The sequence below is a fragment of the Serratia sp. CY44782 genome, assembly GCF_052168715.1.
Lineage (GTDB): Bacteria > Pseudomonadota > Gammaproteobacteria > Enterobacterales > Enterobacteriaceae > Serratia > Serratia nevei.
In genome coordinates this window covers 312,600-333,956 of record NZ_JBJNME010000001.1, presented here as the reverse complement: position 1 = coordinate 333,956, position 21,357 = coordinate 312,600, and the positions used below count along the sequence as shown (strand labels likewise).

The following is a 21,357-nucleotide window of genomic DNA, read 5'->3' as shown; positions in this document are numbered from 1 at the left end:
AGCTACCGCTGACTGCCGTTCGATAACATGCCCCTCAGGGGGCCATCGAGTGCAAGGAGTGCGAGCGCCCGCCTGAACAGGCCAAGACGCAGCAAGCAAAGGAAGAGACACGCTATGTTTTCCCGTTTGAAACTGCTGTATATCGCCGATGATATTATTTCACCTGATGAATTCCCCCGTATAGTCAGCCCTTCCCGCGCCTGTCACGGTCTTTCATACATGCCGGACAATGACATTCTGTCGCTTTTTTCTGGTTTTCGCGGTGGCGAACGGATCCGCCGTGAAGTCGGCGTTACGCAAAACGGAATAAGCTCTAACCTGCGCGCAAGAGTGCAGAGCGACCTGATGAGTGGCGTTGTCGTAGCGGTCGAAACCCGGCCCGGCGTGTTGGCGACGATGGGGCCATTTTACGCCGACATCGACGGCTACCTGATACCGCAGGGGAGACAAGAGCCCAACTACCCGGTGGACAGGATAGTGAAGCGGTACGAAGAGGCCGTGAAGTCTTATGGCGGCCGCCGGGCGCGCCCGTCCGTCTTCCCCGCACAAGTCACGCGGGCCAAACCGGCCCTTGGCCCGGATATCCCAACGCAAGGTGGAAGAGCCTCACAGTCGGTCGTGTCTGGCCCCTTGACCAAGGCGCAACGCTGGCAGGAGCGAAAATACCTCATTGGCCGCGGGCAACGGAGTATCTACCCGGACGCCCGAATCGCCTCGGAACGCCTGGCGGCAAACAATGTCGCCGTCGAGAAGGCAAAACTGGCGGAGAATATCTACAAGACCACGAATCCGCTAAAGGAGACTCCCGGCGTTCCCGAAGGTTGGAAAGATATCAGTAACGATAATGCTGCCCTGAGTAAAATTGGGCTAAACAGAAATATGCTCTTCGACAGAGATGAATCTCCGGATTTTTTGGCAAGGGTATATCAACCTGATAGCACTGTTTTTGGTAAAGAGATGAACCCAACGGTCGTGTTCAGAGGATCAAGAGCGCCAGAGTTCCCGGAGGGAATCGGCAGCGCCGCCAAAAAGGCCCTTAGGGGCGACTTCTCAGGTGTTAAAAATGTGAATGACTGGATAAATAATGGTGCTCAGGGGATGGGGGCGAACTCAGATTATTATAAGCAGGCGGTTAAAATAGGATTACAAGTAAAGAATTCCTCCGGCGTCGATATTTCTGGTCATTCATTGGGCGGGGGAATGGCCTCCGCCGCATCAATGACCAGTGGAAAACCCGCCTGGACGTTTAATGCAGCCGGACTCCATCATGGAACTGTAGGGAAATACGGAGCTGAAATGATTGGTTCAGCCAAGAACATACAGGCCTATCGAGTTGAGGGAGAGCTGTTAACCACGTTACAGGAGGTTAATAACGAAAGTGACTATGAGCTTATAAGAAATGCCCTGCCCGATGCTTTACAAAAACCCTGGGGCGTAGCATTGCCTTTCACCTTGAAAGAGTGGTCATCACTGGCGGTGCCTGATGCCGCTGGCATACCGCACACGCTTGCCGGAGGGACAGGAACCCTGCTCGATAAACACGGTATAGACCAGACAATAAAGTTGATTGAAGATCAGAAAGACGAGGATGTCGCCACTATCAGGGGGAGAATATGAGCAAGTGGATAATGGCAATGGCGTTACTGTTTACTGTTCTCATGATGCAAGGATGCAAAAAAAACATGGAATATGAACCACAGGATTTTTTTGAAGGCCGTCAATTGGAAGTCGCACAGCTGATTTATGATGGCGACGAAGTGAAACTGAATGAGAAGCTTCCTTCAATAAGCAAGGAAGAACTGAATCGACCGGTGAAAGCAGACATGACCCTGCTGTTTTGGTCGGTGTTGAACTCAATCTATGATAAAAACACGCCGGAAAGGCTGAAAATAATAACCGACCTGGTAAAAGCTGGCGCAGACCCGTTGCAGCCCAGACCGGAGGGCGGGAGCAGCCCGGCGGAATTCGTCATGAAAGCCGACAAGGGGATTTGGGTCAAAGCCATGCTCGACGGCGGTTTACCGCCAAACGCAAAAGATAAGGTATTCAATGAGCCCATTGTATTCCAAACAATCAAAGCCAAAAACCCTGAAACATTAAAGGTGATGCTGGATTATGGCGTGGATATAAACATCAGAGACTCCTTGCAACAAACCTTATTAATGGATGCTTTTTTTAGCTCAGCCTTTGAGCATATGACCTTACTGCTCAATCGGGGTGCGAATCCTAACCCGGTAAATATAAACAATCTTTCGCTGTTAACAGCAGTGAATCGGCAAATAAAAGACAGCCAAGATGGCTCAGAATACAATGTACAGTGTAAGAAAATACTCGAGCTCATGCTTTTGAAAGGAGCAAAGGAAACACAGTAATTTCATCAACACAGATCTGACAGCTGCCGGTTATTATACTGGGGCTGTCAGGTTACATCTGGTTTTCGATAAACACGCTATAGACCACGCAATCAAACGGATTGAAGACCAGAAAGACGAGGATGCCACCATTCTCAGGGGGGAGAATATGAGAAAATTGATAATGGCAATAGTGCTACTGTTTACTGTTCTCATGATGCAAGGATGCAACAAAAGCATGGAATATGAGCCACAGGATTTTTTTGAAGGCCGGCAGCTGGACATCGCACAGCTGATTTATGATGGCGATGAAGTGAAACTGAAAGAGAAGCTTCCCTCTATAAGCAAGGAAGAACTGAATCGACCGGTGAAAGCAGACATGACCCTGCTGTTTTGGTCGGTGCTAAACGCAATCTATGATAAAAATACGCCGGAAAGGCTGAAAATAATAACCGACCTGGTTAAAGCGGGCGCAGACCCGTTGCAGCCCAGACCGGAAGGGGGAAGCAGCCCGGCGGAATTTGTCATGAAAGCCGACAAGGGAATTTGGATCAAGGCCATGCTCGACGGAGGTTTACCGCCAAATGCAAAAGATAAGGTATTCAATCAACCCATTATATTCGAAGCTTTAGAAGCGAAAAACCCTGAAACGTTAAAGATGATGCTGGATTATGGCGCGGATATAAATACAATGGATTCATTGGGGAATACCATATTAATAAGCTCTCTTGATTCTCGTTCGTTTGATCATACTATACTTCTGTTGGAGAGAGGTGCAGATAATAAAATCAAGGGTAAGTTTGGTTGGACTATGGGCAATCAGCTCCAACGCTTTATAGATAGAGGGGTAGGCGATGCCGAGGATAAAGAGAAAATTAACAAGATAAAAGAGTTATTAATTAAAAACGGTGGAGACTGGCCTCCTCTACCTGTAAAGAATTGAGACTCCCTTAAGGTCAGCGTCGAAAACATGGAATATGCCACTCAGAGGCAGAATGGCAACCGCCATCCGCCCCTGCTCGCTACCGAGGGTTAACGCAATTCCTTCGCTATCGCACTAAACATCAGCGATGCCTCCAGCGGTTGCGCGCTGAAGGACGGCTCCGCCTGCGGCCAGGTGGACCACTGGACGATCACCAGATTCTCCGCCTGATTGACCATAATCATCTGGCCGAAGATCCCCAGCGCCCACAAGGAATGTTTCAGGGAGGCCTGCGGAGTAGGCCCAACGTTGGCCGCATTCACCGGCACTTCGTTGTTCCACCATTGGAAGCCGTAAATACCGTTAGGATGCGCCGCTGATACCGAACCCGCCGCCCGCGTCCAGTTGGACGACTGGGCTACCCAATCAGCCGGCAAGATCTGTTTGCCGTTCGGCAGCGTCCCGTTATGCAGAATGAATTCGCCGAAGCGCCCCCAGTCTTCCAGCGTGGCGTTGAACCCGTGCGCGCCCACGTCGTGCTGGCCTTTGGCGTAGGCATGCCACACGCCGTCGCTCGCCATGCCGTACGGCTGCCAGATGCTTTGTTCCAGATAAGCCGCCAGCGGCATGCCGGTGGCACGCTCCAGCACGTCGCCCAGCAGCCACGCGCCGCCGGAGGAGTAAGACCAGTTCTGCCCGGCCGGATGCGCACGCTGCAAACCGGCTACCAGCTTGCGCACGCAGGCGTAGGTGCCGGGCTTGGCTTCACACTCGGTCAGCTGCGCGAAGTCCGATTTCGGGTTGGTGTAATCCTCATTCCACGCCACGCCGGAGGTATGGGTGATCAGCTGCCTGAGGGTCACACCGTCCCACGCGGTGCCTTTCAGATCGGGTTCGTATTGCGTGATGAGATCGTCGAGCGAGCGGATCTTGCCCTGTTTAATCGCCACGCCCACCAGCGTGGCGACCACGGATTTGCCCACGGAGCGCGACGTCCACAGGGTAGCGTCGGTATTACCCTCCCCCAGGTATTTCCAGGCGATTTTGCCGTCCTTCAATACCAGCATGCCGCTGACGTTCTGGCGCTGCAGGTAATCCTGCAGGCTGTAGGTTTTGCCATTCACCCGATAGCTGGCATTCGTTAGCTGTTTAGCGGCAGCCACCAGCGGCGTGGCCTTGCCGTGATGAAACACATCTCCCGCATAGTTACGGTAGTCGTTACGAAAACCGATCACCCGGTCGCTCTGGCTCCAGGTGAGCATCTTGTGCGTATCCGGCAATTGCGCATCGAAAGGCGCGGGACAGGCGCTGAGTTCGGTGCCCGCACAGGCGGCCAGCGCGGCGGGCGCCAACAGGCCGCTGCAGAGACTGATGATAACGCCCGCCAGCAGGCTGCGGTTAAACACTTTGCTTTTCATATTTTTTCTCGCTTAGCTCAGGAAGGCATTCAGCTTAAAAAAACGCGGCCTATAATAAAAAACGCCTGATGGGGGAAAATCCCCCACAAAATCGACGGGAGAACCGCGTGCCGAGCCTGATTTATTCCTTTGCCCAACTGGAAGCCTTCACCGCCGTGGCCGAGCACGGCAGCCTGGCGAAAGCCGCGCTCAAGCTGGGCAAAGACCGCACGACGCTGCGCGATTTGATTGATTTTCTCGAGGATGGCTTGGGCTATGCGCTGTTCCTGCGCGAGGGGCGCAGCCTGCACCTGACGCCAGAAGGCGAACAGCTGCAGCGCCAGGCGCACCTGCTGATGCGCCAGGTGAAAGCGTTTGAGGCGTTTGCCAAAGACGTGCCGAAGAGCGCGGCGCAGGAAATCTCGCTGGTCTACGATCCCTTCACACCCCGCGCGCTACTGCAGGCGCTGATTGCCGCCATGGCCCAACGCAACACGCGCCTGAGCCTGATTAACGCCTCACGCGACGAAGCGGAAAGCCTGCTGGCAAGCGGCCAGGCCGATCTGGGCATCTGCCAGGCGCGCCATCGCAGCGTGGGCGACGCCATGGAGTGGCGCGCCTTAGGGGCGATAGAGATGGACTTTTACGCCGCAAAAGCGCTTTTCCCCGGCGCGGAACAGCCGCTCTCGCTGCTGGAACTCTCCCTGACTCCGCAGGTAATTATGCACCCGGATTCTGACGAACCCGTGGCGCGCCGCCTGCAGATTTCCGGGCATACCATTTTCACCAACGAACTGGAGATGCTGCGCGCCCTGCTCGAACAGGGCTGCGGCTGGGGATTCCTGCCGACGCACATGCATGCCGAACAGTGGGAAAACGTCAACACGCTGCGCACCGAAGTCGGCAGCCAGGGCATCAGCCAAACCATGGTGACCATCTGGAAGCCGGGCAATGACCGGCGGGCGCTGATTGATGAGACGCTGGGGTTGTTGCCGGGGTTGTGGAGGGAGGTTGGGGGGGTGAAAAGTCGCGTCTAGATTAGCGGTGTTGTTACCGGTAGTCGATCGTGGGGATCATCACCTGCGTTGTTTATACGATCATTCTTGAGCGGGGGATTGCTGTTTTCCCCAATGAGCCCCCATCACCTACACTCCAGCGCTGTTGGCGCTAGTTGAGTGCTTTGACTGATGACATTTAGAGCGGCAGCTTTGAGCGAAGAGTGGACGTTTTAGATCTCAGAACCTAACGCCTGTAATTTATCCCGTAGTACGCATACTTTAAAGTGTGAGATTTCATTTGCATAGCTACGTAACTGGTGAATGTCATTGGGCATTCGGGGATATTGCGGTCTTTAGGTCGCTAGCAAGCATCTCTGCTCGCTGATTCAAAGCATCTAACATGAAGTATTTTCTATCTTTTACGGTAACCAGTGAATAGTACGGCTCACTATTTGTACAGGTTAAGCGTGATATTGTATAGTCATCATGATGAGGTATTAATGCACGATAGTTTCCTTCAGAGATAAACATAAATCGAGCTTTAGGATGTTCGTTGAGCCACATATATTTATTCTTGCAAAAGAAAGTATCTCGAGTGTCATACTCCATGGCAATTCCGTAGCCGAATTTGATGATGGAGAATGTCTGAACATTAAATGCAATATATGAAATGTAACCAATAACAAATAATGGAGCAAAAACAGACATTGAATAGTTAATATCACAATAGGGTGCTGCCTTTACCTTTTTCACTTGTGGAATAATAAGAGTTAAATAAATGGTGCACATAAAATAAATAGCATAATAGAAGATAAATATAAAAAGCAAGGCCGTGACTGCTGTCACGAGTTTGTTAAATGTGATGTCAAAAGGAATATCAAATGAGTTAGAGACTAGCGAACGAGCAAGATAATATGAAATCAATGATACTATTACCCATGAATATTTAACGCCTAGTTTTGCTTTTGCAACTATGTTTTTCTCTTTATTATCAAAAGATTTTAAGTGGGATAGGATTGTATATATAACGAACGCACTGGTCATGAAAATTAATACATTCGGAATTATGTAACTGATATGATCAATAATTTTAAATGAAATACATGTTAATAAGAACAGTAACGATGAAAACAATGCCGCACTTTGCGTTTTCCTATGACTTTTCCGAAGTCGAGTGGTCAACTGATTGGACGATTTTTTATTCCAATAATAATGTATAACTAGCCAGCTTAGGATAATCATCCCCAGCCAAATAACAATTGGGTATAAAAGGTCTCTCTGAGGCATGATGACGAGTATTGCCATATAGAATAATAAGAAATGAGTGATACCAAGATTTAATGATTTCAATATTTTTTTCATTGATGTTTTTTATAATTAGCAATCATATTAAAAACATTGTTTTTATACCAGATACCAACGACAATAGGAAGATAATTTTGTGATCGCAGAAACAAGAATAGATAATTGCAACGAATCTTCTAGGTGAATCAGAGAGTTTTACCGAGTATGTTCCTCTATTCCGAGGTTTCTACTTCTGGAACTTAGCTGGCTGTTTTAGGGCTAACAGTCCGCTCTGAGCGATTGTAAGTATCCCGTCCGAGCGGGCCAGCATATTTAGATATCTTTCCGATCATGTTGTAATACCCTCTTCTGGTACAAAACAGTCATTCTTACCTAGCTTCGACCATGAAACACACCTTAGCAAGTGTTCCTTCAACAAAATATAGCCACATAAAATGATTTTATTTGTGATTAATAAATAAATGAAATTATTAATTTCTTTTCCATTTCGTTGTTTTCCCTTTCCCACTTCAAAACACCCAACCATTCCCCCAACTCCCCCTAGCACCGCCCCCGCCCTTTCCCTACAATAAGGGATCTGTTGAGGCATAACGCAAGGAAAGACGGTGTCGAAAGCCAATCCCAATGCCACTATCGTGGATATCGCCCGCCGCGCCAGGGTGACCAATATCACCGTTTCCCGCGCCTTCAATAAACCCGAGCTGGTCAAGCCGGAAACCCGCGAGCGCATTCACGCCATCGCCAAAGAGCTGAACTATGTGCCCAACGCCTTCGCGCAGGGGCTGAAAAGCAGCAGCAGCCAGATTATCGGCATCGTCACCAGCAGCATGTACAACCCGTTCTATTCCGGCCTGATCAAGACCGTGTCGCGCATTGCGCGTCAGCAGGGCTACCAGATCATGCTGTTCGACACCGACGGCAGCGAGGAGGCGGAAATGCGCGCCATTCAGGCGCTGTTCGGCTACAAGGCGCGCGGCATCCTGCTCTCGGCGGTGCGCGACGACAAGCGCTACCGCCCCGCCTATCTCGAGCTGGCCGAGGTGTACGGCGTGCCGCTGATCCTGATCGACCGCGATCTTTACGATCAGCAGCTGAGCGGCGTATTCCTCGATAACCGCGAGATTGGCGTGCTGGCCGGGCGTTATCTGGCGGAGCAGCCGGAGAAGAAACTTTTGATCATCGGCGGCCCGGCGGATTCGGAAATTACCTTAACGCGCACCGCCGGCATCGTCGCGGCGCTGCAGGGCAGCGGCCGTGAGATTCATATCATCAACGGCGACTACGATTTCACCTCGCAAGAGAGCGAGGTGCGCACCTATCTGGCGCAGCCGGAGAACCGCCCGGATTACATCATCGGCCTGAACGGCATCATCACGCTGGGCGCCATCGCCATCTGCCACGAGATGGGGCTCTATCAGCAGGTGAAGTTCTTCTCGATAGACGAACCGCCGCGCGCCGGCGCTTACGGCCTGCATATTCCGGGGGTGTATCACGATACGCAAAAACTGGGGGAGATCGCCGCGGAGCTGCTGTTCAGCGCCATTCACAGCCCGCGCGGCGAGCTGCCGGTGCGCAGAGAGTTCTTCACCGGCTCGCTGTTGAATCGCTGACGGGCGCTATTGCCCGTAGTAGGCGTGTTTGCCGTGCTTGCGCAGGAAATGTTTGTCCAATAGCTCCGGCTGCATCGGGGCGATGGCCGGCGCCAGCTGGCGCGTCGCCATCGCCATGATCGCCACCTCTTCCAGCACCACCGCGTTGTGCACCGCATCCGCCGCGTCCTTGCCCCAGGCGAACGGGCCGTGGGAATAAACCAACACCCCCGGCACCTGCTGCGGATCGCGCCCCGCCTGATTGAAGGTCTCGATGATCACCTTACCGGTTTCCCCCTCGTAATCGCCGGCGATCTCCGCCTCGCTCATCGGCCGGGTGCAGGGAATGTCGCCGTAAAAGTAGTCGGCGTGGGTGGTGCCCAGCGCCGGGATCGGCTGCCCGGCCTGCGCCCAGATGGTGGCGTTGCGGCTGTGGGTGTGCACCACGCCGCCGATATCGGCGAAGGCGCGGTACAGCGCCAGATGGGTGGCGGTGTCGGATGAGGGCTTGCGGTGCCCTTCGCGCACCTTGCCCTCCAGATCCACCACCACCAAATCCTCCAGCGTCATCGCCTCGTAGGCGATGCCCGAAGGCTTGATCACCACCAGCCCGCTTTGGCGATCGATCGCCGAGACGTTGCCCCAGGTAAAGGTCACCAGCCCGTATGCCGGCAGGCTGAGGTTGGCGGCCAGCACCTGCTGTTTGAGTTCGTTCAGCATACGATGCCCCCCTCATTCATCTGTTGTTCGATCCAGGCCTTGGCCTGGGCGATACGTTGCTTGTCCTGCCCGTCTTCGCGCGCCCACATCTCCAGCAGGTAGGGGCCGCGATAGCCGAGCGCATTGAGCACGGAAAAGGCGTGGGCGAAATCCACGCAGCCTTCGCCGAACGGCACGTCGCGGAACTGCCCGGCGCTGCCCGGCCCCACAGCCACGGTGTCTTTGAGGTGCACGGCGGTGATGCTGCCGATGCCCAGCGCCAGCTCGGCGGCGACGTCGTTGCCCCAGGCGCTGAGGTTGCCGAGATCGGGATACACCGTGAACCACGGGCTGTTGACGTGGCGGGCGATGTCGCGCCATTTGCCGATGCTGTTGATGAACGGCGTGTCCATCACCTCCACCGACAGCATCACCTGCGCCCTGGCGGCCTGCGCCGCCGCCCACTGCATGCCCTCGATAAAACGCTCGCGGCTGTGGCGATCGGCCGGTTCGTAATAGACGTCGTAGCCCGCCAGCTGGATGTTGCGGATGCCGAGATCCGTCGCCAGTTCCAGCGCCTTGCTCATCAGCACCCGCGCCCGTTCGCGGGTGGCGGCGTCGGCGCTGCCGAACGGATCGCGCCGGTGCGCCGACAGGCACAGGCTCGGCACCGTCACCCCGCTGTCGAGCCGCGCCTGGATAAACGCCAGCCGCTGGCGGCGATCCCAGTCCAGCCGCTGCTGGCGCGCCGGCTGTTCGTCGATCGACATCTCCACAAATTCAAAGCCCAGCTCGGCGGCGGTGGCCAGCCGCTGCGGCCAGCTCAGATCGGCGGGCAGCGCCTTTTCATACAGCCCCAGACAGGCGGCGTTAGTCGTTTGCATCAGTCACCTCACTCAAAGCCTGGGCGACCGCCAGATAGCGCGCCTGCTGGGCGCGCAGGCGCCGATGGGCGGCGGTCGCGGGATAATAACAGCGCAGCTTGGGCGGCGCGGCAGCGATCGCTTCCGCGAACCCGGCGTACTCCCCGGCGCCGACGGCGGCGCACAGGGCGGCGGCGCGGCAGCCGCTTTGGCGGGTTTCCACCACTTCGAGCGGCAGGTTGCCGGCGTCGGCGTACATCTGCATCCACACCTCGGACTGCGTCGGCCCGCCGGTCATGCGCACCCGCTCGATGCGCGGGTTCAGCTGCACCATGCGCTCCTGATGGATCAGGTGCGAGAACACGATGCCCTGGTAGATCGCCTGCACCACGTCCGCCATCTCGTGGTGGGCGCTCAGGCCGATCAGCCCACCCGGCGTGTTGCCGCCGAGGTTGGAGCCGTACAGATAAGGCAGGAACAGCAGCCCGCTGGGCTGCTCGCGGCGCTCGGCCACCCAGGCATTGAACTGGGCGTAGCGCTGCCGATCGTCGGCGCAGAACTGGCGCAGGAACCAGGCCAAATTGCCTGCCGAGGTCGGGCTGCCTTCGTGCACGAAATAGCGGCCGTCGATGCAGTAGCGCCCCCAGGCGTAGGGGTAATCGGCGGGAATGATGCGCTCGGTCACGCAGGTGGCGATCGACCAGGTGCCCGCCACCGCGCTGAGCGTGCGATCATCGGCCACGCCGGAGCTGAGCGCCGCGCCCACCACGTCGAACAGGCCGCCGTACACTGCGGTGCCAGCGCGCAGGCCGCATTGCGCCGCCGCCGCGGCCGTCACCCGCCCGGCCAGCTGCGCCGAGCCGATCACCGGCGCGGTTTTCTCCTGCACCTCTTCGATGCCGAAGGCCGCCATCAGCGCCGGATCGTAAGCGCCGCTGCGCTGGTTAAACAGATTGCTGCCGGAGATGTTGGTCACCTCGGCCGCCGCCTCGCCGGTGAGGCGAAAGCGCAGGTAGTCGTGCGCCATCAGGATGCGATCGACGGCGGCGTACTGCGCCGGTTGCTGCTGCTTCAGCCAGCGCAGCAGCAGCGCCGGGTGGCTGGGCCACAGCGGCTGCAGGCTGCGCGGGTAGGTCTGCGCGTCCACGCCGGCGCGGCGCAGCTCAGCCTCCATGGCCGCCGCGCGGTTGTCCGAAGAGAGGATGCCGTTGCCGACCGGCTTGCCGTGGCGATCGATGGCGTACAGCCCTTTGCCGTGCGCCGAGAAGCTGACGCCGCGCACCTGGCCGGCCTCCAGCCCCGCCGCGTGCAGCGTCTGGCGGATCGCCGCGCAAACGTCATCCCACAGCGCGTCCATATTGCGTTCGCTGAAGCCCGGCTGGGCGGCAATCGCCGCGCCGTCGCGCTCGGCGATCGCCAGCTCTTCGCCGCTTGCCCGGTACAGCCCGGCCTTGATCACCGTGCCGCCGACGTCTATGCCAAGAAAGACTGACATCGCGCCTCCTATTTGCGCCGCACGGAGCTGAGGTAGATGGCGGCCAGGATGATGCCGCCTTTCACCACGTTCTGGATATACGGCGACACGTTCATCAGATTGAGGCCGTTGTTGAGCACCCCGAGCATCATCGCCCCCACCAGCGTGCCGACGATGGCGCCGCGCCCGCCGGAGATCGCCGCCCCGCCCAGCACTACGGCGGCGATGGCGTCCAACTCGAAGCCTTCGCCGGCGTTGGGCTGCCCGCTCATCAGGCGCGAGGTCAGCACCAGCCCGGCCAGCGCGGCGGTCAGGCCGCTGATCACGTACACCAGCATCTTGTAGCGCGGCACGCGGATGCCGCTCAGGCGCGCCGCCTCTTCGTTACCGCCCATCGCGTAGACGTAGCGGCCGAACGGCAGCTGGTTGAGCATCAGCCAGGCCAGTACGTACACGCCGAGCATGATCAGGATCGGCACCTGGATGCCCAGCACCGTGCCGCGGCCGAAGAACGCGAAGACGTCGGGCAGGCCGGAGATCGGGTAACCGCCGGTATAGAGGAGCGCCAGGCCGCGGGCGATGCCCATCGACGCCAGGGTGACGATGATCGGCGGCATGCGCAGGTAGGCGATGCAGGCGCCGTTGGCCAGGCCGAACAGCGCGCCGACCGCCAGCGCCGCCACCATCGCCAGCGGGATCGGCACCGCCGCCAGCATCAGCCCGGCGGCGACCGAGCCGGCCAGCGCCATCACCGGCCCCACCGAGAGATCGATGCCGCCGGTCAGGATGGCACAGGTCATGCCCACCGCGATGATGGCGTTAATCGACACCTGGCGCGCCACGTTGGTCAGGTTATTGACGCTGAGGAAGCTGTCGTTCAGCAGGCTCATCAATACGAACAGGATCACGAAGCCGATAAACGGCAAGACCGCCGGATGATGCAGCAGTTTTTCCCAGCGCTTGCCGAGGCTGGGGCCGGCGGCGCGGCGCGCCACGGCGGGTTGTTCAATTCCGATCATAAGGCACTCCCGGTCGCGTGAAGCATGATGTGGTTGGATTCGATGTCGCCGCCGGTCAGCTCGGCAACGATGTGGCCGCCGCGAAACACCAGCACGCGGTCGCACACGCCGATGATCTCCGGCAGTTCGGAGGAAATCATGATGATGGAGATGCCCTGCAGGGTCAGTTGCTGCATCAGCTGGTAGATCTCGGCCTTGGCGCCCACGTCGATGCCGCGCGTCGGCTCGTCGAAGATCAGGATGTTGCAGTCGTTGTTGAGCCAGCGGGCGATCACCACCTTCTGCTGGTTGCCGCCGCTCAGGGTGCTGACGGCGGTATCGGCGTCCGGGGTTTTCACCCCCACGGCGCGGATCAGCCGCTGCACCACGTCGCGATCCTTACGGGCGCTGACGAAGATCTTGCCGCGCCGGTGGTGCCGGTTGAGGGTGATGTTCTGCGCCACCGAGAACGGCAACACCAGGCCCTCGGTTTTGCGGCTCTCCGGCAGCAGGCCGATACCCTGCGCCAGCGCCTGCGCCGGGGAGCGCAGCGCCGCCGGTTGGCCGCCGAGGCTAACGCGTTTGCGGTGGCAGCGGCTGGCGCCGATCAGCGCCGAGACGGTCTCGGTGCGCCCGGAGCCCACCAGCCCGGCGAAGCCGAGGATCTCGCCCTTGTGCAGGTGGAAGCGGTCGGTCGCGCCGTGCTTCTCGCGCTGGATCTCCGCCTCCAGCAGCACCGTCGCGGTATCGACCGGGTGCTGTTTCACCGGGAAGGCGTTCTCGATTTTGCGCCCGACCATCAGCCGCACCAGCTCTTCCACGTTGGTGTCGCCGGTGGCCAGCGTTTCGATGTAGGCGCCGTCGCGCAGCACGGTAATGCGATCGCAGATGGTGAAGATCTCGTCCAGGTGGTGCGAGATAAACACCATGCCGACGCCCAGCAGCCGCAGATCGTTCATCACGCTGAACAGGTGCTCGGCCTCGCCCGGCGTCAGCGTGGCGGTCGGTTCATCCAGCACCAGCACCCGCGCCTCCAGCGACAGCGCCTTGGCAATCTCAACGAACTGCTGCTGCGCCACGCTCAGCTGCTCCACCGGGCAATCGAGATCGATAGCCACCGTCAGCCGCTTGAAAATGGCCTCGGCCTTGCGCCGCATCGCGCGCCGATCCAGCAGGCCCCAGCGGTTCCTGATCTCCCGGTTGAGGAAGATGTTGTCGATGGCGCTCATGTAGGGAATCAACGAGAATTCCTGAAAAATAATGCCGACCCCGGCCTCGATCGCCTGGCGATAGTTGTTAAAGCGGCGCTGCTCGCCGTCGATAAAAATATCGCCCTCGTCCGGCTGATGGATGCCGCACATGATTTTCACCAGCGTCGACTTGCCGGCGCCGTTTTCGCCCAGCAGGGCGTGCACTTCGCCGCGTTGAATGGCCAGATCGATGCCGTCCAGCGCCTTCACGCCGGGAAAGCTCTTTTTTATTCGCTTCAGTTCCAGTAAAGGTGTCACCGCATTACCCTCCGCGCCGAACGCCCCGCCGCAGCGGGGCGAACCTGGCCGCTGTTACCAGCTAAAGCCGGCCGCATTGCTGCGGTCGATCAGCTTCACTTTGACCGGCACGGTTTTCGGCACCGTGGCGCCCCAGTAGCGGGCTAGCGCAATGCCGAGCGCGATGCGCAGCTGGTCGCGCGGGAACTGCGCCGAGGTGGCGATGAACGGCGAGTTCGGCTTGAGGATCTCTTTGATGGCTTCCGGCTGGCCGTCGACGCTCACCAGCTTGACCTTGGCGCCGTTGCTTTCGATCGCCGCCAGGGCGCCGAGCGCGCCGACGTCGTTGACGCTGAAGATGCCCGCCAGATCCGGCGCCGACTGCAGCATGTTTTCGGTCACGGTCAGCGCGGTGTCGCGTTCCTGCTTGCCGTTTTGCTTGGTGACGATCTTGATGTCGGGGTATTTCTTCATCGCCGCTTCAAAGCCGCGCACGCGCTCCAAGATCGGCACAACCGGGATGCCGTCGAGGATCGCCACCTTGCCTTTGCCGCCCAGCGCTTTCGCCAGGTACTCGCCCGCCTGGAAGCCGGCGTCGTAGTTTTCCGAGCCGACGAACGAGTCCAGCGGCCCTTCCGCCTGCGCGTCGATCGCCACCACCACCGCGCCGGCCTTATGGGCGGAGATCACCGCCGACTGCACCCCTACCGAATCGGTCGGGTTGATCAGCAGGATATCCACCTTCTTCTGCAGCATGTCTTCCACGTCGCCGATTTGTTTGGCAACGTCATGGCGCGCATCGGCCACGTATACCTTGGCGCCGATATCCGCCGCCGCCTGATCCAGCGCCTGCTTCATGGTGACGAAGTAGTCGTTGTTCATTTCCTGGAACGACATACCGATAGTGATTTGCTTGGCCAGCGCCCCATGGCTGGCCGCCAACATTCCACCGGCGACGATAAAAGGCAGGGTCTTTTTGAATAATGAAAACATAGCCAATTCTCCTGTAGGGAAGCTTCTTGTTGTGGTTATCAGAGCAACAGCATGTCTTTACGTTTGGCCGACCGGCCGGCCCCCCATTGCGAGCGGGCCGGCGGTCGTGACTGCAACAGCGGTACAGCGGGAGGGTCAGGGAACCAGGATCACCTTGATGGAGTCGGTCGAGTCCGCCAGGGCGAAGGCTTCGTCCCAGTCGTTCAATGAATAGCTGTGGGTAACCACGCCATTGGAGGTCACCAGCCCGCGCTCGAACAGATCGATGGCGATTTCGTAGCTGTAGGGCGCCAGGTGCGCGCCGCGAATGTCCAGCTCTTTGCGATCGCCGATGATGGACCAATCGACGGTGGTTTCCTTGCCGAACACGCTGAACTCCACGAAGCGGCCCAGCTTGCGGATCATCTGCAGCCCCTGGGTGACGCCGATCGGCGCGCCGGTGGCCTCGATGTAAACGTCGCAGCCGTAGCCGCCGGTCAGCGATTTGACGATCTGGTCGGCGTCTTCCTTCAGCGGGTTGATCACCACGTCGGCGCCAAATTCTTTCGCCAGCGCCAGCCGCTCGTCGATAGCGTCGATCACGATCAGTTTCTTCGGCGTCTTCAGGCGCGCCACCTGCACCATGCACAGCCCGAGCGGCCCGGCGCCGGCCAGCACCACCACGTCGTCCAGCTGGATGTCGCCGCGCGCCACGGTGTGGATGGCGCAGGCCATCGGTTCAATCAATACCGCGTCTTCATGGCTCAGGCTTTCCGGGATCTTGTGCACGATGGCGTTCTCGGAAAAGCGCATGTACTCCGCCATGCCGCCCTCCGCCACGTCTTTTTGGAAACCGTAAATGTTATGCGTCTCACACATCCAGTAGCTGCCGGATTTGCAGTAGCGGCACTCCCAGCACGGCACGATCTGCTCGGCGATCACCCGCTCGCCGAGCCGGTATTTGCCTTCCGCGCCCTCGCCCAGCGCGGCGATGCGGCCGTAGAACTCGTGGCCCGGCACCACCGGCGGTTTAACCCACGGGTTCTCCCCCCAAAACATCTGTGCGCCATTCTTGCACTTGCAGTCGCCGGCGCAGATGCCGCAGCCTTCCACCTTGATCACCAGTTCGCGCGCCTTCGGCAGCGGCGTGGGCACCTGTTCGAAACGATAGTCCTGCGGGCCGTGGCAAACGACCGCGCGCATTTTTTCCGGCAACTGACTCATCCCTTCCTCCAATATACTCGTTAAACGCTTGAATTTTCTTAATGTTGACGTTGTCATTTTTATCCAATAAAAAACAACAAACGTTATAAATTGATAAATTTCAATTGATTAATCATCAAACACCCAGGAAAACCCAAAATGACAACGTGAACATAGAGCGACATATAACCAAAGCTGCAAAAATAATTATTTGAGCGAAATCACATATTGTTAACATTGCGGCTAAAAATGCTACAAATGCGGATCGCGATCCCATTTACGGGATCGGCGATCCAGGGGGATCCGCTAAATCAGCAGGCGCACGCGATCGTAGATCTGCCGATCTTCCGGCTGCGACGATCGCGCCTGCTGACGCAGGGTGCGCACCAGTGTGTCGATAAACGCATGGGCGGCGGCGCTCAGAATGCTGTTGCGCCGGGTGACGATATTCAGCTGCGCCGGCTGGCAGCTCTCCCGCAGCGCCAGCGGCTGCACGCGGGAGGCGAACTGCGGCAGCGCGACGATCGGCCGCGGGCACCAGGTGCACATCTCGGCGGACTCCACCAGCGCCTGCAGCATGCCGAACGAATGCGCCTGGATAATGCGCTGGCGCGGCAGGCGCGCGCCGTGGCGGTGAAACACCTCGTCGAGCAGCGCATCGAAACTTTCCGGGGTATAGCTCATCACCCAATCCTGCTCCAGCAGCTGATGCAGCGAAGTGCTGTGCGCCAGCGGGTGGCCGCGCCGCACCATGTACGCCGTTTCATACTCCAGCAGCGGCTCGCAGTGGAACTCCTGCGGCGCCGACGACGCCGGCAGCGGCGTGATGGCAAAGTCCATCGTGCCCTCGCGCAGCTGCGACTGGGCATTGGCCATCAGGCTTTCCGACAGTTCCAGCCGCACCGCCGGCACCTTGCTGCGAAACGCCATCACCGCCGGCGGCAGCACCGTCAGCATCAGCCAGGGGGTGATCGCCGCCTTGACCAGATCCGCCGCCCGCCCGCGCAGCGCCGCCATTTCCCCCTGCGCCTGTTCCAGCTGATTCAGCACCAGCCGGGCGTGCGCCAGCAGGGTTTTGCCGTAGGGGGTAAAGCCCAGCCCGGTCGGGGTGCGGATCAGCAGCGGCAGCGCCTGCTCCTGCTCCAGTTCGCGCAGCGCGCGGGTCACCGCCGCCTGCGACAGCCCAAGATGCCGCGCCGCCGCGCGAATGCTGCCGCTGTCGGCGCTGGCCACCAGCGCCTGCAGTTGGTGCAGTTTCATGTTCACCTCCTGACAATCATCGGTTGTCAGCATAACCGAACGGCGGCTACCCGGCAAAAACGGAGTTTGCTAGTCTCGATACCTATCCCTCTGCCCCATTCCCCGCCCGTTGGCCGGGGCCATTTTGCCGGAGACCGTGATGAACCCTTCACTCGTACTGCCTGAGATCGCCGCCGTTCATGATGAGATGGTCGCGCTTCGCCGCCACATTCACGCCCACCCGGAGCTGGGCTTCCAGGAGTTCGCCACCTCGGATCTGGTGGCGCAGCGGCTGGCGGAATGGGGTTACCGCGTCACGCGCGGCGTAGGACAAACCGGCGTTGTCGCCACACTGCAGCGCGGGCCGGGAAAATCGCTCGGCATCCGCGCCGACATGGACGCCCTGCCGATTGCCGAAACGACCGGCTTGCCGCACGCCAGCACCCATGCCGGGGTGATGCACGCCTGCGGCCACGACGGGCACACCGCCATGCTGCTGGCTGCGGCGCGCTATCTGGCGCAGCAGCCGAACTTCAGCGGCACGCTGCACCTGATCTTTCAGCCGGCGGAAGAAGGCGGCGGCGGCGCCAGAGTGATGATTGAAGACGGCCTGTTTGAGCGCTTCCCCTGCGACGCGGTGTTCGCCATGCACAACGTGCCCGGTTTCCCCACCGGCCACCTGGGCTTCGCCAGCGGCCCCTTCATGTGCTCGGCCGATACGGTACACATCACCCTGCACGGCCACGGCGGCCACGGCGCGGTGCCGCAGAGCACCGTCGATCCGGTGGTGGCCTGCGCGGCCATCGTCATGAGCCTGCAAACCATCGTGGCACGCAATATCGATCCGCAGGAAACGGCGATCGTCACCGTGGGGGCGATGCAGGCCGGCCAGGCCGCCAACGTGATCCCGGCGACCGCCACCCTGACGCTCAGCGTGCGCGCGCTGACGGCGGCGGTGCGTGAGCGGCTGGAGCAGCGCATCACCGAGCTAGTCACGGCGCAGGCCGCCAGCTTCGGCGCCCGCGCGGAGATCGACTATCAGCACGGCTACCCGGTGCTGGTGAACCATCAGGCAGAAACCGAGCTGGCGCGCGCGGTGGCGCTGGAATGGGCCGGAGAGAGCCGGGTTATCCCCACGCTGCGGCCGTTCACCGCCAGCGAAGATTTCGCCTTTATGCTGGAGAAGTGCCCGGGCAGCTACATCTCGATCGGCAACGGCCCCGCCACGCCGGGCAATTCTCTGCACAACCCCGGTTATGACTTCAACGACGACAGTCTGTCGCTGGGCGCCACCTACTGGGTCAAATTGGTCGAGCGCTTTTTGGCTCGCCCTGCGGTTTAATCGCCAACGCTGAGGAAATGACATGAAAACCATCAAAGGGCTGTTGTTGTTGCTGCCGCTGGCCGCGAGCTTTCCCGCGCTGAACGGTGAATTCAGCGGCAAAGTGATCAAGCTGGGCATTGATCCCACCTTTCCGCCGCTGGAATATAAAAACCCGCAGGGCAAGCTGACCGGCTTCGGCGTCGATATCGCCCAAGCGCTGTGCGATCAGATGCAGGCCAAATGCGTGTGGGTGGAAAGCAGCTGGGACGGCATGATCCCCGGCCTGCAGGCGAAGAAATTCGACGCCATCGCCTCGTCGATGACCATCACGCCGCAGCGTCAGCAGCAGATCGCCTTCTCCAGCAAAGTCTCGAACGCCCCGGCGCGGCTGGTGGCGCATAAGGGCAGCAACCTGCAGCCTACCGTCGCCTCGCTGAAGGGCAAATCGGTCGGCGTGCAGCAAGGCTCCAGCCAGGAGGCCTACGCCAACGCGCTGTGGCGCCCGGCCGGCGTCAACGTGGTGGCTTACCAAAGCCAACAGGAAGTGAACGAAGATCTGGCCAACGGCCGCCTGGATGCGTCGCTGCTGGCCAGCGTCAGCGCCAGCGAGTTCTTCAAAACGCCCGGCGGCAAAGATTTCGCCTTTATCGGCGCCGAGCTGACCGACAGCAAATACTTCGGCGTCGGCGACGGCATCGGGGTGCGCAAAGACGATACCGCGCTGCTGAACGCCTTCAACGCCGCGCTGCAGGCGATCCGCGCCAACGGCACTTACAAGAAAATCAACGACAGGTATTTCGACTTCGACATGTACGGCGCGGAGCAGTAACCAGCGTTCCCCGGCGGTCACCTGCAGATCCTGCAGGATGGGGAGGCGCCTTCGGCCGCCGGGGAACGCCCCAACGGAAACGGCAGTGTCGGCAAGAACGGAAAATCAGGCGGGATAAGGATGCGGGCCAGGCAGGACGCCCGGCCCGCTAAAGCGGGTTACTTCACTTCGCCCATCGCCTTCAGCTTTTTGGACAGCTCGCGGCGCTCTTTGGACAGATCGGCATTTTTGATGATGTAGTCATCAACGCGATCTTCGTAGTCGCTGCGCATGTTGGCGATGATGCCCTGAATGTCTTCAATGCTCATGCCGGGCTTGATGTACTCACTCAGGTTGTCGAGCAGCAGCACGCGCTTCTGGTTATCACGAATTTTCTTTTCGTTGTCGACGATCTCGCGTTGCAGTTTGTTTTTGCGGCGGAACATACGCACAAACTCCAGCACGTCCTGGAAACTCGGCTTATTTGCATTATCCATCTTTATACCCTTGCTTTAGTAATACACAGATTCATTTGCTTACGGCCACATGGCACCAAGATACAGGTTTGTGGCGGTCCGGCACAACAGTGATTGCCTTATCTTACCCACTTTGCCCCGGCGGCCAAAACCCAAAGCGCCGCCTTCATGATCTGACCCCTTATTCGCGCACGGCGGCGGTGCAGACCTGGAGCAGATCCCCCAGCTCTTCCAGCTGCTGCGCCAGCTCCATGCAGAGCCAGACATAGCCGTAAATCGGCGCTTCGCCGTGCTGGCCGAGGCTCACCTCCTGCATCAGCGTTTTCAGCTCGCCGGCGATCTCCGCCAGCTGCCCCGCCGCCGCCTGCCGCTGCGCCTGGGGCCCTTCGCGCATCAGCACCGCCAACGATTCCAGCGAGCTCAGCGTCAGCAGCTGGGTGCTGCGCAGCGTGCGGGCGTTCAACATGATGAAGTGCGTTTCACGCGAGGCCCAGTAGGCGTCGGCCATCAGCTCCAGCGTGCACACCAGATTGCGGCTGAGGGTTTGCACCGCCTCGAACACCGTTTTGGGGATGCGGGTTTCCTTGCTGGCGGGCACGATCAGGCTGCGCAGCTTCACCACCTGATTCAGCAGGTCCTTGAGCTGCGGCTCCAGCCGCGGCCGCTCAATGACGTTCGGCGAAAAATACGCGCCGTAGAGGCGGGCGGCGGTTTGCAGACAGTCCGCCATCTGCATGCGCCACAGAATATAGGCGCGCTGTGGGTAGATGCTGGTGAACAACAGCGCCAGCAGCGAGCCGAAGATCACGTCGCCGCTGCGCCACAGCGCGGTATGCATGTCGCCGGCGCCCGCGCCGCACACCACCGCCAGCGTGATCCCCACCAGCAGCGCCATATACGGCCGTTTGCCCAGCGTCAGGTAACCGCAGACGAACATCACCACGCCGCACCAGACCAGCATCAGCGGCAGCGAATAGAGTTCCAGATACAGGGCGATCAGGCCGGACGCGGCGCCGAACACCGTGCCGGCAATGCGTTGCAGCGCCCGCTGCAGCACGTTGCCCCAAAACGAGATCGGCCCCATCACCACCACCAGGGTGATCAGCGGCCAGGTGCCTTCGGGCACCGCCAGCAAGCGGATCAGCAGAAAGGTCAGAATAAACGCCAGCCCGATGCGCACGCCGTGGACGATGCGATAGTGGCGGTAGGTTAGCAATTCAAGGGAAGAGATTTTTCGATCGAGGCGCACAAT

The 21,357-nt window shown here is 59.1% G+C and carries 19 protein-coding genes; 7 read left to right on the top strand and 12 right to left on the bottom strand.

The window, feature by feature from the left end; genetic code table 11:
- Positions 1 to 114 precede the first annotated feature (114 nt).
- The 3 genes from ACJ8HT_RS01590 to ACJ8HT_RS01580 all read left to right on the top strand — a co-directional run bounded on the left by ACJ8HT_RS01590 (position 115) and on the right by ACJ8HT_RS01580 (position 3,294).
- The gene (locus tag ACJ8HT_RS01590) at positions 115 to 1,617 is read left to right on the top strand and encodes a phospholipase (RefSeq protein ID WP_126180605.1); all 1,503 of its coding nucleotides are present in this window, start codon (positions 115 to 117) and stop codon (positions 1,615 to 1,617) included.
- Positions 1,614 to 2,372: an ankyrin repeat domain-containing protein gene (locus tag ACJ8HT_RS01585; RefSeq protein WP_232098352.1), complete on the top strand. Its 759-nt coding sequence runs from the start codon at positions 1,614 to 1,616 to the stop codon at positions 2,370 to 2,372. Before ACJ8HT_RS01590 ends, ACJ8HT_RS01585 begins: the two co-directional genes overlap by 4 nt.
- Before the next feature lie 148 nt (positions 2,373 to 2,520).
- Positions 2,521 to 3,294 carry an ankyrin repeat domain-containing protein gene (locus ACJ8HT_RS01580; protein ID WP_197652445.1) on the top strand — a complete coding sequence of 258 codons (774 nt, stop codon included), beginning with the start codon at positions 2,521 to 2,523 and terminating at the stop codon, positions 3,292 to 3,294.
- A gap of 89 nt (positions 3,295 to 3,383) precedes the next feature.
- Here the strand turns inward: ACJ8HT_RS01580 and ACJ8HT_RS01575 are convergent, their stop codons facing one another.
- A complete protein-coding gene (locus tag ACJ8HT_RS01575) occupies positions 3,384 to 4,691 on the bottom strand; it encodes a serine hydrolase domain-containing protein (protein ID WP_197652444.1) in 1,308 nt (435 codons plus the stop codon).
- A gap of 107 nt (positions 4,692 to 4,798) precedes the next feature.
- Between ACJ8HT_RS01575 and ACJ8HT_RS01570 the strand changes: the two genes are divergently transcribed.
- A complete protein-coding gene (locus ACJ8HT_RS01570; RefSeq protein ID WP_197652443.1) occupies positions 4,799 to 5,707 on the top strand; it encodes a LysR family transcriptional regulator in 909 nt (302 codons plus the stop codon).
- Between the two features lie 285 nt (positions 5,708 to 5,992).
- On the opposite strand, the gene ACJ8HT_RS01565 is transcribed toward ACJ8HT_RS01570, so the two are convergent.
- Positions 5,993 to 7,030: a hypothetical protein gene (locus ACJ8HT_RS01565; protein ID WP_197652442.1), complete on the bottom strand. Its 1,038-nt coding sequence runs from the start codon at positions 7,028 to 7,030 to the stop codon at positions 5,993 to 5,995.
- A 548-nt stretch (positions 7,031 to 7,578) separates the two neighbouring features.
- On the opposite strand from ACJ8HT_RS01565, the gene ACJ8HT_RS01560 reads away from it, so the two are divergent.
- Complete coding sequence (locus tag ACJ8HT_RS01560) at positions 7,579 to 8,583, top strand: substrate-binding domain-containing protein (protein ID WP_197652441.1); 1,005 nt, start codon at positions 7,579 to 7,581, stop codon at positions 8,581 to 8,583.
- Positions 8,584 to 8,589: 6 nt separating this feature from the next.
- On the opposite strand, the gene araD is transcribed toward ACJ8HT_RS01560, so the two are convergent.
- The 8 genes from araD to ACJ8HT_RS01520 form a co-directional block, all read right to left on the bottom strand.
- Positions 8,590 to 9,282, bottom strand: coding sequence for an L-ribulose-5-phosphate 4-epimerase (araD, locus tag ACJ8HT_RS01555; RefSeq protein ID WP_274611597.1), 693 nt, complete (start codon positions 9,280 to 9,282; stop codon positions 8,590 to 8,592).
- Positions 9,276 to 10,145 carry an L-ribulose-5-phosphate 3-epimerase gene (locus ACJ8HT_RS01550; protein ID WP_197652440.1) on the bottom strand — a complete coding sequence of 290 codons (870 nt, stop codon included), beginning with the start codon at positions 10,143 to 10,145 and terminating at the stop codon, positions 9,276 to 9,278. Before ACJ8HT_RS01550 ends, araD begins: the two co-directional genes overlap by 7 nt.
- The gene (locus ACJ8HT_RS01545; protein WP_195873532.1) at positions 10,132 to 11,619 is read right to left on the bottom strand and encodes an FGGY-family carbohydrate kinase; all 1,488 of its coding nucleotides are present in this window, start codon (positions 11,617 to 11,619) and stop codon (positions 10,132 to 10,134) included. The genes ACJ8HT_RS01550 and ACJ8HT_RS01545 overlap by 14 nt, the downstream gene beginning before the upstream one ends.
- Positions 11,620 to 11,627: 8 nt before the next feature.
- Complete coding sequence (locus ACJ8HT_RS01540; protein WP_060419127.1) at positions 11,628 to 12,617, bottom strand: ABC transporter permease; 990 nt, start codon at positions 12,615 to 12,617, stop codon at positions 11,628 to 11,630.
- Positions 12,614 to 14,104 (bottom strand): ATP-binding cassette domain-containing protein, encoded by a 1,491-nt coding sequence (locus ACJ8HT_RS01535; protein ID WP_197652439.1) that lies wholly within the window; start codon positions 14,102 to 14,104, stop codon positions 12,614 to 12,616. The genes ACJ8HT_RS01540 and ACJ8HT_RS01535 overlap by 4 nt, the downstream gene beginning before the upstream one ends.
- A gap of 54 nt (positions 14,105 to 14,158) precedes the next feature.
- Positions 14,159 to 15,076, bottom strand: a complete 918-nt coding sequence (locus ACJ8HT_RS01530; protein ID WP_015378502.1) for an ABC transporter substrate-binding protein — start codon at positions 15,074 to 15,076, stop codon at positions 14,159 to 14,161.
- A gap of 135 nt (positions 15,077 to 15,211) precedes the next feature.
- A complete protein-coding gene (locus ACJ8HT_RS01525) occupies positions 15,212 to 16,279 on the bottom strand; it encodes a zinc-binding dehydrogenase (RefSeq protein WP_033643780.1) in 1,068 nt (355 codons plus the stop codon).
- A 285-nt stretch (positions 16,280 to 16,564) separates the two neighbouring features.
- Entirely contained in the window at positions 16,565 to 17,518 is a 954-nt protein-coding gene (locus ACJ8HT_RS01520; protein WP_197652438.1) for a LysR family transcriptional regulator, read from the bottom strand.
- 139 nt (positions 17,519 to 17,657) lie between these two features.
- Between ACJ8HT_RS01520 and ACJ8HT_RS01515 the strand changes: the two genes are divergently transcribed.
- Positions 17,658 to 18,839, top strand: a complete 1,182-nt coding sequence (locus tag ACJ8HT_RS01515) for a M20 aminoacylase family protein (protein ID WP_194571764.1) — start codon at positions 17,658 to 17,660, stop codon at positions 18,837 to 18,839.
- A 22-nt stretch (positions 18,840 to 18,861) separates the two neighbouring features.
- The gene (locus ACJ8HT_RS01510) at positions 18,862 to 19,650 is read left to right on the top strand and encodes an ABC transporter substrate-binding protein (RefSeq protein ID WP_197652437.1); all 789 of its coding nucleotides are present in this window, start codon (positions 18,862 to 18,864) and stop codon (positions 19,648 to 19,650) included.
- A gap of 158 nt (positions 19,651 to 19,808) precedes the next feature.
- Here the strand turns inward: ACJ8HT_RS01510 and tmaR are convergent, their stop codons facing one another.
- Both tmaR and ACJ8HT_RS01500 read right to left on the bottom strand, forming a co-directional pair.
- Positions 19,809 to 20,126, bottom strand: coding sequence for a PTS system regulator TmaR (tmaR, locus tag ACJ8HT_RS01505; protein ID WP_004935612.1), 318 nt, complete (start codon positions 20,124 to 20,126; stop codon positions 19,809 to 19,811).
- A 160-nt stretch (positions 20,127 to 20,286) separates the two neighbouring features.
- Entirely contained in the window at positions 20,287 to 21,354 is a 1,068-nt protein-coding gene (locus tag ACJ8HT_RS01500) for an FUSC family protein (RefSeq protein WP_197652436.1), read from the bottom strand.
- Positions 21,355 to 21,357 lie beyond the last annotated feature (3 nt).

Bases quoted from the DNA above. Each gene is read 5' to 3' on its own strand.
- ACJ8HT_RS01515 (WP_194571764.1), top strand. From the start codon at position 17,658: ATGAACCCTTCACTCGTACTGCCTGAGATCGCCGCCGTTCATGATGAG.
- ACJ8HT_RS01545 (WP_195873532.1), bottom strand. From the start codon at position 11,619: ATGTCAGTCTTTCTTGGCATAGACGTCGGCGGCACGGTGATCAAGGCC.
- ACJ8HT_RS01550 (WP_197652440.1), bottom strand. From the start codon at position 10,145: ATGCAAACGACTAACGCCGCCTGTCTGGGGCTGTATGAAAAGGCGCTG.
- ACJ8HT_RS01540 (WP_060419127.1), bottom strand. From the start codon at position 12,617: ATGATCGGAATTGAACAACCCGCCGTGGCGCGCCGCGCCGCCGGCCCC.
- ACJ8HT_RS01585 (WP_232098352.1), top strand. From the start codon at position 1,614: ATGAGCAAGTGGATAATGGCAATGGCGTTACTGTTTACTGTTCTCATG.
- araD (WP_274611597.1), bottom strand. From the start codon at position 9,282: ATGCTGAACGAACTCAAACAGCAGGTGCTGGCCGCCAACCTCAGCCTG.
- tmaR (WP_004935612.1), bottom strand. From the start codon at position 20,126: ATGGATAATGCAAATAAGCCGAGTTTCCAGGACGTGCTGGAGTTTGTG.
- ACJ8HT_RS01510 (WP_197652437.1), top strand. From the start codon at position 18,862: ATGAAAACCATCAAAGGGCTGTTGTTGTTGCTGCCGCTGGCCGCGAGC.
- ACJ8HT_RS01520 (WP_197652438.1), bottom strand. From the start codon at position 17,518: ATGAAACTGCACCAACTGCAGGCGCTGGTGGCCAGCGCCGACAGCGGC.
- ACJ8HT_RS01590 (WP_126180605.1), top strand. From the start codon at position 115: ATGTTTTCCCGTTTGAAACTGCTGTATATCGCCGATGATATTATTTCA.
- ACJ8HT_RS01530 (WP_015378502.1), bottom strand. From the start codon at position 15,076: ATGTTTTCATTATTCAAAAAGACCCTGCCTTTTATCGTCGCCGGTGGA.
- ACJ8HT_RS01525 (WP_033643780.1), bottom strand. From the start codon at position 16,279: ATGAGTCAGTTGCCGGAAAAAATGCGCGCGGTCGTTTGCCACGGCCCG.
- ACJ8HT_RS01580 (WP_197652445.1), top strand. From the start codon at position 2,521: ATGAGAAAATTGATAATGGCAATAGTGCTACTGTTTACTGTTCTCATG.
- ACJ8HT_RS01575 (WP_197652444.1), bottom strand. From the start codon at position 4,691: ATGAAAAGCAAAGTGTTTAACCGCAGCCTGCTGGCGGGCGTTATCATC.
- ACJ8HT_RS01565 (WP_197652442.1), bottom strand. From the start codon at position 7,030: ATGAAAAAAATATTGAAATCATTAAATCTTGGTATCACTCATTTCTTA.